The organism is Vibrio sp. PSi01, from assembly GCF_054960695.1.
Genome location: NZ_JBHNYN010000004.1, coordinates 179,905 through 193,922, shown reverse-complemented (window position 1 = coordinate 193,922; position 14,018 = coordinate 179,905). Strand labels below are relative to the sequence as shown.

The 14,018-nt window shown below is 44.4% G+C and carries 16 protein-coding genes; 15 read left to right on the top strand and 1 reads right to left on the bottom strand.

Going from position 1 to position 14,018, the window contains the following annotated elements; all coding sequences use genetic code 11:
* The first annotated feature begins 138 nt into the window (after nt 1–138).
* The 7 genes from ACFI6G_RS08055 to ACFI6G_RS08025 all read left to right on the top strand — a co-directional run bounded on the left by ACFI6G_RS08055 (nt 139) and on the right by ACFI6G_RS08025 (nt 7,332).
* Complete coding sequence (locus tag ACFI6G_RS08055; RefSeq protein WP_016785286.1) at nt 139–2,235, top strand: TonB-dependent siderophore receptor; 2,097 nt, start codon at nt 139–141, stop codon at nt 2,233–2,235.
* A 177-nt stretch (nt 2,236–2,412) separates the two neighbouring features.
* Nucleotides 2,413–3,180 (top strand): DUF3450 domain-containing protein, encoded by a 768-nt coding sequence (locus ACFI6G_RS08050; protein WP_016785285.1) that lies wholly within the window; start codon nt 2,413–2,415, stop codon nt 3,178–3,180.
* On the top strand, nt 3,180–4,556 hold the full coding sequence (locus ACFI6G_RS08045) for a MotA/TolQ/ExbB proton channel family protein (protein WP_016785284.1): 1,377 nt from the start codon (nt 3,180–3,182) through the stop codon (nt 4,554–4,556). Before ACFI6G_RS08050 ends, ACFI6G_RS08045 begins: the two co-directional genes overlap by 1 nt.
* Nucleotides 4,556–5,116 carry a MotA/TolQ/ExbB proton channel family protein gene (locus ACFI6G_RS08040; protein ID WP_010429842.1) on the top strand — a complete coding sequence of 187 codons (561 nt, stop codon included), beginning with the start codon at nt 4,556–4,558 and terminating at the stop codon, nt 5,114–5,116. Before ACFI6G_RS08045 ends, ACFI6G_RS08040 begins: the two co-directional genes overlap by 1 nt.
* Nucleotides 5,113–5,517 (top strand): ExbD/TolR family protein, encoded by a 405-nt coding sequence (locus tag ACFI6G_RS08035; protein ID WP_004739212.1) that lies wholly within the window; start codon nt 5,113–5,115, stop codon nt 5,515–5,517. Before ACFI6G_RS08040 ends, ACFI6G_RS08035 begins: the two co-directional genes overlap by 4 nt.
* A 19-nt stretch (nt 5,518–5,536) precedes the next feature.
* A complete protein-coding gene (locus ACFI6G_RS08030; RefSeq protein ID WP_016767170.1) occupies nt 5,537–6,157 on the top strand; it encodes an energy transducer TonB in 621 nt (206 codons plus the stop codon).
* Nucleotides 6,158–6,177: 20 nt separating this feature from the next.
* Nucleotides 6,178–7,332, top strand: a complete 1,155-nt coding sequence (locus tag ACFI6G_RS08025; protein ID WP_016789138.1) for a tetratricopeptide repeat protein — start codon at nt 6,178–6,180, stop codon at nt 7,330–7,332.
* Between the two features lie 171 nt (nt 7,333–7,503).
* On the opposite strand, the gene ACFI6G_RS08020 is transcribed toward ACFI6G_RS08025, so the two are convergent.
* The gene (locus ACFI6G_RS08020) at nt 7,504–7,824 is read right to left on the bottom strand and encodes a hypothetical protein (RefSeq protein ID WP_010429815.1); all 321 of its coding nucleotides are present in this window, start codon (nt 7,822–7,824) and stop codon (nt 7,504–7,506) included.
* A 414-nt stretch (nt 7,825–8,238) separates the two neighbouring features.
* Between ACFI6G_RS08020 and ACFI6G_RS08015 the strand changes: the two genes are divergently transcribed.
* The 8 genes from ACFI6G_RS08015 (at nt 8,239) to ACFI6G_RS07980 (ending at nt 14,018) form a co-directional block, all read left to right on the top strand.
* Nucleotides 8,239–8,868 (top strand): PepSY-associated TM helix domain-containing protein, encoded by a 630-nt coding sequence (locus ACFI6G_RS08015; protein WP_462710231.1) that lies wholly within the window; start codon nt 8,239–8,241, stop codon nt 8,866–8,868.
* 71 nt (nt 8,869–8,939) lie between these two features.
* The gene (locus ACFI6G_RS08010) at nt 8,940–9,458 is read left to right on the top strand and encodes a DUF2271 domain-containing protein (RefSeq protein WP_102425150.1); all 519 of its coding nucleotides are present in this window, start codon (nt 8,940–8,942) and stop codon (nt 9,456–9,458) included.
* A 118-nt stretch (nt 9,459–9,576) separates the two neighbouring features.
* Nucleotides 9,577–10,413, top strand: coding sequence for a DUF4198 domain-containing protein (locus ACFI6G_RS08005; RefSeq protein ID WP_462710230.1), 837 nt, complete (start codon nt 9,577–9,579; stop codon nt 10,411–10,413).
* Between the two features lie 115 nt (nt 10,414–10,528).
* Nucleotides 10,529–10,864 carry a hypothetical protein gene (locus tag ACFI6G_RS08000; protein ID WP_048662828.1) on the top strand — a complete coding sequence of 112 codons (336 nt, stop codon included), beginning with the start codon at nt 10,529–10,531 and terminating at the stop codon, nt 10,862–10,864.
* Nucleotides 10,861–11,457: a DUF6162 family protein gene (locus tag ACFI6G_RS07995; RefSeq protein WP_462710229.1), complete on the top strand. Its 597-nt coding sequence runs from the start codon at nt 10,861–10,863 to the stop codon at nt 11,455–11,457. Before ACFI6G_RS08000 ends, ACFI6G_RS07995 begins: the two co-directional genes overlap by 4 nt.
* Nucleotides 11,458–11,473: 16 nt before the next feature.
* Nucleotides 11,474–12,409, top strand: a complete 936-nt coding sequence (locus tag ACFI6G_RS07990; RefSeq protein WP_008219713.1) for a metal ABC transporter solute-binding protein, Zn/Mn family — start codon at nt 11,474–11,476, stop codon at nt 12,407–12,409.
* Nucleotides 12,409–13,143 carry a metal ABC transporter ATP-binding protein gene (locus ACFI6G_RS07985; protein WP_327784935.1) on the top strand — a complete coding sequence of 245 codons (735 nt, stop codon included), beginning with the start codon at nt 12,409–12,411 and terminating at the stop codon, nt 13,141–13,143. Before ACFI6G_RS07990 ends, ACFI6G_RS07985 begins: the two co-directional genes overlap by 1 nt.
* Nucleotides 13,143–14,018 (top strand): metal ABC transporter permease, encoded by an 876-nt coding sequence (locus ACFI6G_RS07980; RefSeq protein WP_004739197.1) that lies wholly within the window; start codon nt 13,143–13,145, stop codon nt 14,016–14,018. The genes ACFI6G_RS07985 and ACFI6G_RS07980 overlap by 1 nt, the downstream gene beginning before the upstream one ends.

Below are 14,018 nucleotides of genomic sequence, written 5' to 3'. Positions count from 1 at the left end.
AATGTAAATTTAATGCAAATGGTAATAATTATCACTTATATTCACCTCCGAAATGACTCAGTGGTACCGGAAACGGGACAACAACGGACACAACAAAATAAAAAGTGTTCGAATAAAGAATAAATCGGAGTAAAGGACATGTTTTCAAAGAGCCCATTGGCTTTAGTGATCGGCGCGGTACTAGCTTCACCGGCAGTACTGGCAGAAACAGTAAAAACAGATGAACATATGGTTGTTGAAGGTCGAGATTACGGCTACAAAGCCGACACGAACACAACAGCAATGCGCATGGAGGCGACTCAATTAGAGACTCCGGGACAAGTTTCAGTAATTGATGAGCAAATCATCGATGAACAGCGTGCAACAACCTTAGGTGACGTTCTTAAGAATGACGCGAGTGTCAGTGCTGGTGGTACTAGTCGTAACCGTGAGCGTTTTTCTCTGCGTGGTTTCTCGGTAGAGAGCTCTTCAGGCTTCCTGAAAAATGGCCAACAACACTGGTCTCACTACCGCCAACCAATCGAACTGTTAGAGCGTGTTGAAGTACTTAAAGGACCATCTGGCCTTCTTTACGGTATTTCTGCGCCAGGTGGTTTGATCAACATGGTAAGCAAGAAGCCAACTTACGATACACAAGTAAGTCTTAGCCAAGACATCGGTTCTAATGATCACACTCGCACGACTCTAGATGTAAGTGGCGCATTAAACGATGCTGAAACGTTACGCGGCCGCGCAATTCTATCTAAAGAAAGTTACGGTTCTTGGAGAAAGTACGGAGATGGTACTGAGCCACAAACAGAACGTTTTGTTGGTGGTGTATATGTTGATTACGATGTTACTGAAGACGTAACGGTTTCCGTTCATTACGATAAGACGAACGACGAAGGTAGCGTAGATTCTGGTGCACTATACACACTGGATGGTAACCGAGTTGGTAACGATAAACAGATCTGGGATGCGCAGTGGTCACAGATTGAAAATGATGTTGAAAACGTAGGTTTTGATATTGCTGCTAATCTAACTGATACATGGTCAGTGAAAACAGGTTTCAACTACCAAGATTTCGAACGTATCGATATGGAAAGCTACCCAAGCTTTTCAAATATGAACCCTGACGGTACGGGTACCGTGACTCAAGGCGGTAACTACCGTCATGACAAATGGCGTTTTAGAACGGCTTACGTAGATCTAACGACAACCGCCGATCTTGCGGGCACAGAACACCAATTACTATTCGGTGCTAACTGGTTAGGTTACAGCTACTACCGTGGTATGGATCGTTTCAGCAGTGGTGAATATGCACCAGATGCAACAGTACCAGTACCTTCAGTAGGAGCAACATCGCTAGGTAAGATGAGCACTTACGATACTTGGGGCTTCTACATTCAAGATCTAATTACTATCAATGACGAATGGCAAGTTCTTGCAGGCGCCCGTTTCGATCGTAAAGTAAGTTCTGGCGTTGCAGAAGAAAACGTAGCACCTAAGCTTGGCGTGATTTACCACCCAGTATCAAACGGTAGCATCTACGCTTCATATTCTGAAAGCTTCGAACCACAAGGTGTTGTTTCTAGCGGAAGCCGTAACTACACCAACGATGGTCAACTTCTTGATGCAGCAACAGGTGTATCATATGAAGTAGGTACTAAGTGGGAGCTAATGGATGAGCGTCTATTCGTATCCGGCGCAGTATTCGATATTACGCAAGAAAATATCTCGATGGATGTAGAAGACACTGCATCAGGTGATTGGACGAAGACACAAGGCGGCGAACAACTTCACCGTGGTGCTGAACTAGCTGCACAAGGCTTTATTTCAGAGCGCTTCTCAATGTCTGGTTCTGCAATGTACTTAGATGCGGAAATTGCTAATCATGAAACATACGCGGGCAATCGTCCAGTAGATGTACCTGAATTTGCAGCAAGTGTTTGGTCTACTTATGCCGCAACAAATGAAGTTGATGTAAACCTTGGTCTTATCTATGAAGGCTCTCGTTACGGTGATGATGCGAATACTTTCAAGAAAGATGGTTACGCTCGTGTTGATATGGGCGCAGCATACACACTTAAGTACGACGACTCTCTTGATTTCGTAGCGCGTCTAACAGTAGAGAACGTATTTGATAAAGAATACCTAGCGGGTGGTGGTTCTACTTCTTCAAGTCACCAATTTGCTGAGGACGTAGTTATTGGCGAAGGCCGCAACTACATGGCAACGTTACAGGTAAAATACTAATTTGTTAGTAGGGTACTATTGTTAGCCTAAATATTAAGGGGAGGGTTTCTACTTTCCCCTTTCGTGATTCTGCTATTTCGTAAAATATCCCTAGTAATGTGAGTGACTTTTAATGATAATGAGACTGCTTATCAATAAAACTCATTTGACCTTCTTCTATAGTAAATGACTACAATTATGAATCTTTTAAAAACTAGCCTAGCACTTGCCATCAGTTTGGTTGCAACGTCCTCTATGGCAAACAGCTTGGATCAAGCTCAATCAATTCAAAATAAGACCAATAACGCGTCGGCTTCAAGCCAAAAGGTTATTGATAAAAGTTCGCAAGCGACCTTGATGCTGCAAGCTGAGATTGAGCGTCTGCAAGAAGAAGTGAAGAATCTAGAAATCTATCACGACCATCTTGCAGCATTGGTTGATAGCCAAAACAAAGAAGCTCAGAGCATTGAAGCGCAGATCGACGAAATCAAATACACACGTCAAGGTGTTGTACCTTTGATGTATCAAATGATCGATGGCCTTCAACAGTTAGTCGAGCAAGATATTCCGATTAAGAAAGAGGAGCGTCTAGAAAGAGTTGAAAAGCTACAAGCAATGATGACTCGTGCTGATGTCAGTGATGCAGAGAAATACCGTCGCATCCTAGAGGCATACCAAATCGAGATGGACTACGGCATCAAGCTTGGTGTGTACCAAGGTCGTGTCGCATTGGCGAGTGATAAAACGATCGAGGCAGATGTTCTGCACTTAGGTCGTATCTCTTTGGTTGCTCGTAACCTAAATGGCAGCCAGTACTGGGCTTGGAATCAAACAGATGCTCAGTGGCAAGAACTTGATTCTTCTATGAAATCTGAGCTCGATAAAGCGTATGATATTGCTAGCCAACAAGCAGCCCCAAGCTTGATTACTTTACCTGTTTCTTTAACTGTTGCGGAGGTTAAGTAATGAACTTAAAACCATTAGCAGCATTGCTTTGCATTACGTCACTTTCATTTTCTGCTTTCTCAGCTTCCGACTCAACGGCTCAGCTCGTTAACAAAGCAAAATCAGAGAACCGTACTCAAGCTTCTCACAACGTAGTTCGTGAAGCGGATTTCAAAAAGACTGAACAAGAACTTAAAGCGATCAAAGCGGAGCTTGAAGCGAAACGTACATCGGTTCAAAACGCGACAGACGTTCTTACTCAAACCTTCAGCGACAACGAAAACAAGCTTGCTCGTTTAGAAGAAAAACTGCGTTTAGAAACGGGTAGCCTTGGTGAGTTGTTCGGTGTCGTTCGTCAAAACGCGAAAGAACTAGGCGCAGAGCTTAGTTCAACAGTAAATAGCGTTGATCGCGCTGAGCACACAGCGACCGTTGACCAAATTATCGATGCTAAATCCCTGCCATCAATGCCACAACTTTCTGGTTTGTGGATGAGCATGGTGGAACAGATCCAAGCAAGCTCAGAGCTTAGCAAATCTCAAATTGCATTCATCAATGGCGAAGGCAACACACAGTCTGTCGACGCTTATCGTTTAGGTTCAATTGGCCTAGTAACAGACCAAGGCTATGTTAGCTGGAACACTCAGCGTGAAGATGCAATTGCGTATCTGAAACAGCCATCAAATGGTCCAACGTTAGCGTCACTTTCTTCACTTGCGAATGGTGACGTATCTAATGTAGTTGTCGATCCTTCTCGCGGGTTCATGCTAGAGCAATTAGCACTTACGCCAAGCCTAACTGACCGTCTACAAGCGGGTGGTGTGGTTGGTAAAGTGATTCTTGGTTTATTGGCTATTGGTCTAATCATCGCATTGGTTCGTGGTGTTTCACTAGCTATCGCACGCCAGAAAATCCGTGCGCAACTTAAGAACCCTGAGCAAGCGGGTGATAACCCACTAGGCCGTGTTCTTGCGGTTTACAACAAAGAACAAAACCAAACGGTTGAAGCTCTAGAGCTGCGACTTTTAGAAGCGGTTGTTGATGAACAGACTCACTTAGAGAAAGGCTTATCGATGCTCAAGCTATTGGCGGCACTAGCACCAATGTTGGGTCTTTTAGGTACAGTAACTGGCATGATCGAAACATTCCAAGTGATCACACAGTTTGGTAATGGTGACCCTAAAGTAATGGCGGGTGGTATTTCGATGGCACTTGTAACTACGGTACTTGGTCTGGTTGCGGCAATGCCTCTTCTACTGGCACACAACATTCTTAGCACTCAAGCAGAAAACATTCGCAATATTCTTGAGAAACAAGGTATTGGTCTTGTTGCTGAGCAGGCAGAAAAGACCGTTGAATCAAACGCTGTTGTTTCACCAGTTGGGACTGCTGCGTAATGGATATTTTGTCGGGTTCTCTATTACCAGCGAGTTGGTTAACGAGTGACTGGCTGCTGTCTTTATCAAGCTTTATGGAGCAGGGCGGTTTCGTCTTGTGGTGGCTAGCGGCTGTTGTCCTAGTGTATTGGGTGCTTGTGGTTGAACGTGTGCTTTATCTTGCGTTCTACTTTCCTAAGCAACGCCAAGCTTGGATAGCGAAATGGCATGAAAGAGAAGATCACTCTTCTTGGCATGCCAAAGCCATTCGTGAAGGTTGGTTAGGGCAAGCGAGTATCTTGCTTAACCAAAACTTGAATTTTATTAAGCTGTTAGTCGCTATTTGTCCAATGTTGGGTTTGCTAGGCACTGTAACCGGTATGATCTCTGTTTTTGATGTTATGGCGACACAAGGCAGCAGTGACCCTAAATTGATGGCTTCAGGTATCTCGTTAGCAACGCTGCCAACCATGGCAGGTATGGTTGCTGCATTAGCGGGCATGTTTGTCCATGCACGTTTAGCGAAAGTGTGTAACCGCTTAGAATTAAAATTAGAAAAATCTTTAAGGAGTCAACGATGAGACTCGGTCGACGTCATTCTAAAAACGAAGAGGCTCAAATAGACCTTACTTCGATGCTTGATATTGTCTTTATCATGCTTATTTTCTTTATTGTGACCAGTTCATTTGTTCGTGAATCAGGGGTAGAAGTCAATCGCCCACAAGCTTCTAACGTAGTTAGCCAAAAGGATGCGGGCATCTTTGTTGCGATTACATCTGCAAATGACATTTTCATTGATAAGCGTGTCGTTGATGTTGAACGTGTACAAGCGACGTTAGAGCACTTGTTGCTAGAACAACCTGATGCTTCTTTGGTTATTCAAGCGGATGAACACGCTTACAACGGTACTGTTGTTAAAGTGATGGATGCCGCGAAAGGTGCAGGTGTTAAAAACATTGCGCTTGCTGCTGATAAGCGATGATCTTGGAGGATCTTCATAAATGATTCGCCTATTTCTTGCTTTACCGTTAGCGGGTGCATTGGGCTTAGCTCTGTTTTCTTTTATGGCCTGGATGGTCGACAATGGCCATCAACGTTCACCAGACGATAGCGAGACGTTAAGTTTCAACATGGTAATGGTGGAACAAGAACAAGAAGTCCAAAGACGACAACGCGCAATCCCTGAAAAACCAGAAATGCCAGAGCCACCACCGGAAGCGCAAACGTCTCAGTCACAGGCTGAAGTTACGCCTCTGAATTCGATGTCTTCGCTGCCTTCATTGGATTTGAATACATCGATTGACGGCCTAGCGATTAACGCACCGACATTTTCTGATTTTGGGTCGAACCAACAGGCAATGCCTCTGTATCGAGTAGAACCTCGTTACCCAGCTAAAGCGTTGAAGCGCGGCGCTGAAGGTTTTGTCAGTTTGTCGTTTACCATAGATGAAACAGGACGCCCAATCGATATTGAAGTGATTGAAGCCAACCCACGTCGCATGTTTGAACGTGAAGCGATACGTGCACTGAAAAAATACAAGTATCAGCCTAAGGTTGTGGATGGAAAATCAACCCCTCAATTTGGTCAAACATTTACCTTTGAATTCAAGTTGGATAAATGATGAAACAGATATGGATATTAATGGGCTTGTTATTATTACCCCTTACGACACAGGCGCAAGAGCTATCCCAATATACTGCTATTCGTGTTCAAAAAGCGCATAAGCTTGCTCAAGATGAACAGGTTAAACAGGCGATTGAAGTACTTGCAGGTTTAGAGCTTTCTAAAGGATACGACAAAGCATATGTAGCTCGCATGCTGGGGGTGTTTTATTGGCAAGATGGTAAAACTGATAAGGCGATTCAGCAGCTGACTTATGCCGTCGATACTAATTTACTGGTGGATGAACAAGCTTGGGTAACGAAGCGTATGCTTGCTGATTTGTTGCTGAATGATCAGCAGTTCAAACAAGCACTTCCGCACTATTACGAGTTAGTGAAAACAGCGCCAGAAAAGGAAAAGAAAGGCACACTGTGGATGCGAATTGCCCAAGCTGAATACCAAATTGAAAACTGGTCAAAAACCCTAGTTGCAATTGGTAATCGAGACAAATTCAATTCGAAAGTAGAGTTGTCACCTCTATCGTTGAAGTTGGGCGCGCAGCTTCAGTTAAAACAGTGGAAACAGTCTATTCCAACACTAGAAAGCCTCATTGAACTTCAACCAGAGAAAGATAACTGGTGGCGTCAGCTTGTTGGTATCCAGTTAAGACTGGAGCGTAATCGTGATGCATTGAATACGCTGGCGTTGGCTGATCTGCATGGTGTTGAGCTAAAAGATTCAGACCGCAGGCTGCTTGCTCAATTATATGCGAAACGAGGCATTCCTGAGCGTGCTGCTCAAGAGATCGCTAAGTTAGATGGTGCGAACAGTGATGTTCAACTTCTGGCGGAGCAAGCAACTTACTGGCAGCTAGCGAAAGAGTGGGACAACGCGATTGAAGTGTGGACGTTAGCGTCTAAAAAAGACACTCGATACCACTGGAATGTAGCTCAGCTTTTGGTTCAGCAGGGTTATTATGATCGAGCGTTGGTTGTTTTAGACAAAGTGAAAGACAAAAATAAACAGGCCGACGTAGCATTGGCAAAAGTGCGTTCTTGGTATAAGTTGAAAAACTTAGATAACGCACTCGCTCAAGCTAAGCATGCGAATAACATTGAACCCTCTTCTGAAGCAAAAGGTTGGATTAAATATCTAACTCAACTACGAACAGTAACCGACAATGGAAATGTCTAATAGCTGTAAACAAAAGATAAGATATAGTACATAAAAATGAGAAAAGCAAAAGGGTGCCATTTGAACGTTCAAATGGCACCCTTTTTGATATCTTGCGTTAAAGTTTTGCGCGCTTGACTGTCCGGGAGGGCAAACAGCGAAAACTAAGTTCTAAGCGTGAGCATTCTAAGCTCAAGGATTGCACATCGTACCGATTGGAATTGCACTTTGAATCACACCACTTTTATCAGCGATCCAGTTTATAGTGCAATCACGATACGGGTCTTTAAAGGCGTGCAAAGTATTGCCATTATCTAAAGGCTTTTTAGTCTCAACCCAAGCATAGTTTCGCGATTCCCAAAAACTGATAGGGCGCGAACGTTCAGTTAGGTACAGTGCTTGTATATCGGTTATGTTTGAGCCGATGTGTTTTTGGAGGCGGTCTTGCTTGCTTGCTATTTGGCTGGTACAAGCCGTCACCAACATGGCAAAAGCTAAAATAATAATACGCATTTTAAAATCCTTTTAAACTTGTGTAACTGTACCTAATTTATAATCAATAAGTTTAATCTACTCTAAACCGCATCACATCAATCGCTGAACACATACACACCTCAATGATGTCTATAGTGATCTCAGTGCAAAACCTCGTAAGTACTCATCCATGCACACTGCGTCCTTTGTCTTAAAGTTGCTCAATCCACCTGTTTAGCTCTTGTTGACCTTCAGCTTTTGTCGAACTTTAAACGGCGACTAAGCACCATGAATACAAGTTAGCAAGAATATGCATACAGTTCGATTACTTCCCGTGTAATGTTATGTAAATTTTCTTCTACCGCTCGGTAAACGTAAACAATGTAAATTGAATGCCAATACGAATGATTATCAACTAAATTGTCGCCATAAAATTTATAGGTATTGGTTTGTATGTCGTTAAAAAGTAGGGCGGTTCAATCATGGGCTCGTCGACTTCATGTTTATATTTCAATGGCGCTTCTGTTCGTTGTTCTTTTCTTTTCAGTGACAGGTATCACCCTGAACCGGCCTGAGTTATTTGAATCAACGCAACCCAATATCCAACGATCGACGTTAACGCTTCCTACTAATTTATTCATGATACAAGAAGGACGATTAAAAGCCGATGAAACGGCCTTTGAAACGTTTCTGTTTAAAGAAGCCAACTTATCTGGCGTTCCTTCAGGTTTGGACATCTACGCAGAGATTGAAGACGGTGAGTTGCTCATCGGTGAGGTATCCATGGACTTCAAGGGACCAGGCTACAACGCTTCCGTGTTTGTTGACGTTACGTCTGAATTTGTAGAAGTCGAAACCACGAAATACGGCGTTATCGCATTGTTGAACGATCTACATAAAGGTCGTAACAGCGGTGAAGTATGGAAATGGTTTATCGATATCACTGCGCTATTGATGATCTTCTTTGTGCTTACTGGCGTGTGCTTACTGTTACCTAAGAAAAAGACGCTTAATACCTCCATCAAGTGGACGGTGTTTGGGTCTGCAATCTCACTTGTTATCTATTTTGTCGCCGTGCCTTAACGCTTGATTCGATTGATGAATCGGATTGAAGAGCGAACTCAAGGTTAAACGGATTTAAAAGGTTGTTAAACATGAAAAAAATGAACTGGAGCAAGGCGCTTCTTGCTTTATCCCTTTTGCCAAGCCTAGGTATGGCACAAGCGATTCCTGATACGGCAAAACTTGATGTCAGCTTCGAGCTTCCAAAGATTGATACCTCTATGTATGCACGTCCTTATGTGGCGGTGTGGGTAGAGAATAGCGAACGAAAGTCAGTGAAAACCATCGAGCTTTGGGTCGGTAAAGACGAATGGCTTAAGGATCTGCGTAGCTGGTGGAGAAAGGTTGGCCGTTACGATCGTGAACTGGTTGATGCTGTGACGTCTGCAACACGTCCTGCTGGTCAGTACCGTTTCGTTTGGGATGGCAAGAGCGACAGCGGTGAAACGTTAGAACAAGGCGAGTACACGGTTCATATCGAAGTGGTTCGCGAACACGGTGGCCGCAACTACCTTCGCCAAAAAGTATCACTCACAGATTCAAACGCATCTTACGAATTAAAAGCAACGGAAGAGACGGGTGAAATCACCCTGAACTACATCGCTAAATAGTAAGTGCGAACAGTAACTAGTAAGTACGAACTAAAACCAAGCTGAACAGAATAGACAGTGGTCATCGTAGGCTCAGATAGAGCGACACGGCTAACAATTATAAATAATGGAATTGAACATGATGAAACAGACAAAAATCAAAGCACTTGCTCTAGCGGGTGTGATGGCATTCGGCCTAGCAGCAACGACAACGGCACAAGCTCACCCACGTTGGATTTTGCCATCTCACTTCACTGTATCTAAAGAAGGTGGTGATTGGCTAACGTTCGATGTTACTGCGTCTCACGGTACGTTTGTTTTTGATAAGCCTGCTGGCAGCGAAAATGCGCATGTCATCATGCCTGATGGTCGCAGCGAGCGTCCTAACTTTGTGATTCGTGGCAAGCGTCGTTCAATCTTCGACTTCTATTTTGAAGAAGAAGGTACACACAAAGTGGCGATCAACAACCAGCCATCTTACTACACGCAATACAAAGCGGGTCGCCGTGACACGGTGAAGTGGATTAAAGCAAACAAAGCAGAGCGTGACTCTGTTCTTCCTGAAAAATCACGTGACGTGGTAACACAAATCAGCTTCACTCGTGCAGAAAGCTACATCACGGTAGGTAAGCCAACGGATTCAGTGTTCAAAATTGAAGGCAAGCTTCTTGAGATGAAGCCGGTGACTCACCCTTCAGATATCGTTGAGGGCGAACCAGTAACATTCCAATTCTTCTACAACGGTCAAATCCAAAAAGACGTGAAAGCGGAGATTACTCGTGAAGGTACGCTTTACCGCAACCACCAAGAGCAGATTGATGTGGTGAGTGATGAGAACGGTGAAATCACGTTTACTCCAGACGTAGCAGGTCGTTACGTAATGAAAGCGAACTACAAAGGTGAGTTGATTGACAACCCACTGGCAGATAAAGCAAGTGCGAACGTTCACCTAACGTTCGAAGCACTGCTTCAATAGTCTGTGATATCGGGGCTAGAGCCCTGATTAAGAACCAAAAAACTTAAGGGCTCATTTGAGCCCTTTATCGCTCAGTTTATTTCTGAGAATTTGCACTGTGGCTAGGGTACGAACCATGACAATAAAAACAAAACTTAACGCTTTAATGACTCCTTGCTTAGTACTGGGACTTGGTTTCGCTGCATTGCCTGCGCAAGCACACTTCCCACTGATGAGTTGCTGGTTTGAAGGTAAGACCGTTGCTTGTGAAGCGGGTTATTCGGATGGCAGCAAAGCGATTGATTACGCGGTTGAGATGTACGATTACGAAGACAACTTGATTGCAAAAGAGATGACAGATAAACGCTCTATCGTTGAATTCCCACATCCTGACACTGAGTTCTACCTTGTGTTCGATTCAGGCCATGAGTTTCCCGTTGAAGTTGATGTTGTTGAGATCAGCGAAAAATGATGATTCAAAGCGTACGTGCTGATACGGGCGGTAGAGAGGGCAAATGGGTAGGGCTGGTCATTGTATTCATCCTTTGCTTTACAACCGTTGCGATCCCATTTCATCAGGCAGAATCTCACGTTAAAGCAGTGCTTGATCATCAAATTCTTGTGACTGATGTTGAACAAGAAAACTTGGCGATGCTATCAGAGCTGCGTTTAGCTCATGAAGAAATTCGAGATCTGCGCATGGACTCAGACGGTGAGTGGCCGAGTGTTGCATCACTTAAAGATGAGTGGGTTGCCCCGTTTGTAGAAGATCAGAGTTGGAAGCGCAAAGGCTCTCATGCTTGGGTACTAGATGAGCGTGGTTACTATTTCTCTGCTCCAAGTGAATCTGCGACACCAAGTGAACAAGCTAAACCAACCGATCATGGTTCTGCGGATTCCTTTATTTTGAACGCGAACAGCGTTTCCCCTGAAATCTGGATCTTCTTGGGTGGTGTAGCGAAACAGCCAGCTACTTTTGACCAACACACGCTTGAGTCTACTGGTTGGAAAATGGTCGTGAACGAATCAGAAATTGAACAGCATCATGAAAGTGATGCTCACTAATAATAAGAGAATTACTATGCGAATTATGACTCTGTTCATGTCGTTATTAGCGGTGTTCATGGCACCCGATGCATTGGCAAAAGAATATAAGATCGACAGCGATAAACTGACGATTGGTATCACGCTTCAACCTTACTACAGCTACGTAAAAGCAGTAGTAGGAGACAAAGTGAACATTCTTCCTTTGGTTGACGCAGGTTTCAACCCACATAACTACTTACCACAACCCAATGATTTAAAGCGATTGAGCCAAATGGATGCAATCGTAGTAAACGGTATTGGTCACGATGACTTCGCGCTTAAAGTGATTTCAGCAGCGCAACGTGATGACTTAGTCGTGATCGAAGCAAACAAAGAAGTGCCTCTACTTCCTGCTCTTGGACAGTCTGTTGGTCAAGGTGCCGTTAACCCGCATACCTTTGTGGGGCTTTCGACAACTATTCAAAAGGTTTACACCATAGCCAGTGAAGTTTCTAAGCTCGATCCAGACAACGCTGCGTTTTATCGCAAGAATGCGCGTAAGTACGCTAAGCAATTCCGCTTTATGAAGCGTGACGCGATGCTGTCACTGGGCGAACTCGATACATCAGGTATGAAGGTCGCGACTACACATAATGCTTATGGCTACATCCTTCAAGAGTTTGGTGTGGATGTCGCGGCAGTAATCGAACCTGCACACGGTGTTGAGCCAAGTGCTAGCCAACTGCAAGAGACGATCGAGAAGATCCGCGCATCAGGCATTGATGTTCTGTTCTACGAGCTAAACATGCCAAACCGCTTTGTTGACACGATTGAAGCGGAAACAGGCGTGCAGCTTTACCGCTTTTCTCACATGACTCACGGCGAATACGAAGACGATAAAGTAGAAGTTGAGATGAAGAAGAACCTAGAGACGTTAATCGAAGCCATGAAATTTGCGGCGGCGAACCAAGCTAAAAGCGGGAACGCATAATGCTAGGTCCATCAATCTCAATTAATAAACTCGGCCTGCAATACGATAACAACGTGATTCTTGATGATATCTCACTAGAACTTAAAGCGGGTGAGTGTCATGTGATTATGGGACCAAACGGTGGAGGCAAAACTTCTTTGTTGCGATCTGTACTTGGACTTACGCCTTTCTCTGGTCAAATCAATATCCACTGGCCAGAAAAGCCCAGTATTGGTTACGTTCCGCAAAAAGCGACTTTCGAATCGAGCTTACCTTTGACGGTAATGGACTTCGTATTGCTTAATCAAACGCGAATCCCATTGTTTTGGCGCCGTAAATCTAAGCAATTGGATCTTGCTCTTGCCCAGTTAGACCGCGTTGGCATGGCGACACGCAGCGACCGCCGCATGGGACAGTTATCGGGTGGTGAGCAGCAACGCGTGTTGTTTGCTCAAGCGTTATTGGATAACCCAAGTCTATTGGTGTTGGATGAACCTACGACCGGTATGGACGAGCAGGGCGTGCGTTATCTGGAATCGCTGATTCGTGAATGTGTTAATGAAGGTCGTACGATTCTTGCGGTACACCACGATGTCACGGCAGTTCGTCGACTTGAAGCGAATGTACATGTCGTTAACCGATTCTTAGTAGATAGTGGCCCGCATGAGCAAGTTCTGCATCCAACTAAGATTGAGCGTCTGTTCCAGCATTACAGCAGTGGCGCTGCAATTTCTGAATCGAAGGAGGTTGCGTAATGGATTGGTTACGACAACTTGCCATTAGTGGTGTTGAAGCGGGTCTGTTATCAGAAAGCTTCATGTATGCCTTCATGGTAAACGCTTTGGTTGCAGCGTTACTACTTGGTCCTCTGTTAGGTGGTCTGGGTACTTTGGTGATTGCCAAGCGTCTGGCTTTCTTCTCAGAAGCCGTTGGTCACGCCGCGTTAACTGGTATTGCAATTGGTGTTTTGCTTGGTGAGCCACCAGAAAACCCAATCATTGGTCTGTTTAGCTTCTGTATGATCTTCGCTCTGCTTCTTCATTTTGTAAGAAATAGAACCAACGTTCCATACGATACCTTGGTTGGTGTGTTCCTTGCGCTGGCATTGGCAGTGGGTGCAGCGTTACTGATGTACGTGGCTCGTAAGATCAATATTCACATGCTTGAGAACGTACTGTTTGGTTCGATCCTTACGGTAACGGACCAAGACTTAGCGATTCTCGCAGGCAGTTGCGCGATCATCATTTTGCTTTTGATACCGACATTCAACCGTATCCTGCTTACCTGTATCAGTCCTGATATTGCGAAGGTTCGCGGTTACAACACCAGTTTCTACGACTACCTGTTTGTCATGATGATTACGTTAGTCACGATTGCTGCCGTGAAGATCGTGGGTGCAGTTTTGGTAGGCGCTTTGTTATTGATTCCAGGTGCGACGGCTCGACTACTAACTAAACGCATGGGTAGCTTTGTGCTGTTATCAGCTCTGCTTGCGACCATTGCTTGTCTGGTTGGTACGGTATTACCAATGGAACTTAAATTGCCAGTACCGTCAGGTGCTTCAATCATCATCGTTTCTGCAACGTTTTTCCTAGCAGCAACGTTATACCGAATTGTAAGAAAGGCGTAA

What these genes read in the sequence shown, in the direction of transcription:
- ACFI6G_RS08045 (WP_016785284.1), top strand. Translation starts at nt 3,180, where the DNA reads ATGAACTTAAAACCATTAGCAGCATTGCTTTGCATTACGTCACTTTCA.
- ACFI6G_RS07980 (WP_004739197.1), top strand. Translation starts at nt 13,143, where the DNA reads ATGGATTGGTTACGACAACTTGCCATTAGTGGTGTTGAAGCGGGTCTG.
- ACFI6G_RS08015 (WP_462710231.1), top strand. Translation starts at nt 8,239, where the DNA reads ATGTCGTTAAAAAGTAGGGCGGTTCAATCATGGGCTCGTCGACTTCAT.
- ACFI6G_RS08030 (WP_016767170.1), top strand. Translation starts at nt 5,537, where the DNA reads ATGATTCGCCTATTTCTTGCTTTACCGTTAGCGGGTGCATTGGGCTTA.
- ACFI6G_RS08020 (WP_010429815.1), bottom strand. Translation starts at nt 7,824, where the DNA reads ATGCGTATTATTATTTTAGCTTTTGCCATGTTGGTGACGGCTTGTACC.
- ACFI6G_RS08000 (WP_048662828.1), top strand. Translation starts at nt 10,529, where the DNA reads ATGACAATAAAAACAAAACTTAACGCTTTAATGACTCCTTGCTTAGTA.
- ACFI6G_RS08055 (WP_016785286.1), top strand. Translation starts at nt 139, where the DNA reads ATGTTTTCAAAGAGCCCATTGGCTTTAGTGATCGGCGCGGTACTAGCT.
- ACFI6G_RS08010 (WP_102425150.1), top strand. Translation starts at nt 8,940, where the DNA reads ATGAAAAAAATGAACTGGAGCAAGGCGCTTCTTGCTTTATCCCTTTTG.
- ACFI6G_RS08040 (WP_010429842.1), top strand. Translation starts at nt 4,556, where the DNA reads ATGGATATTTTGTCGGGTTCTCTATTACCAGCGAGTTGGTTAACGAGT.
- ACFI6G_RS08050 (WP_016785285.1), top strand. Translation starts at nt 2,413, where the DNA reads ATGAATCTTTTAAAAACTAGCCTAGCACTTGCCATCAGTTTGGTTGCA.
- ACFI6G_RS07985 (WP_327784935.1), top strand. Translation starts at nt 12,409, where the DNA reads ATGCTAGGTCCATCAATCTCAATTAATAAACTCGGCCTGCAATACGAT.
- ACFI6G_RS07990 (WP_008219713.1), top strand. Translation starts at nt 11,474, where the DNA reads ATGCGAATTATGACTCTGTTCATGTCGTTATTAGCGGTGTTCATGGCA.
- ACFI6G_RS08035 (WP_004739212.1), top strand. Translation starts at nt 5,113, where the DNA reads ATGAGACTCGGTCGACGTCATTCTAAAAACGAAGAGGCTCAAATAGAC.
- ACFI6G_RS08025 (WP_016789138.1), top strand. Translation starts at nt 6,178, where the DNA reads ATGGGCTTGTTATTATTACCCCTTACGACACAGGCGCAAGAGCTATCC.
- ACFI6G_RS08005 (WP_462710230.1), top strand. Translation starts at nt 9,577, where the DNA reads ATGATGAAACAGACAAAAATCAAAGCACTTGCTCTAGCGGGTGTGATG.
- ACFI6G_RS07995 (WP_462710229.1), top strand. Translation starts at nt 10,861, where the DNA reads ATGATGATTCAAAGCGTACGTGCTGATACGGGCGGTAGAGAGGGCAAA.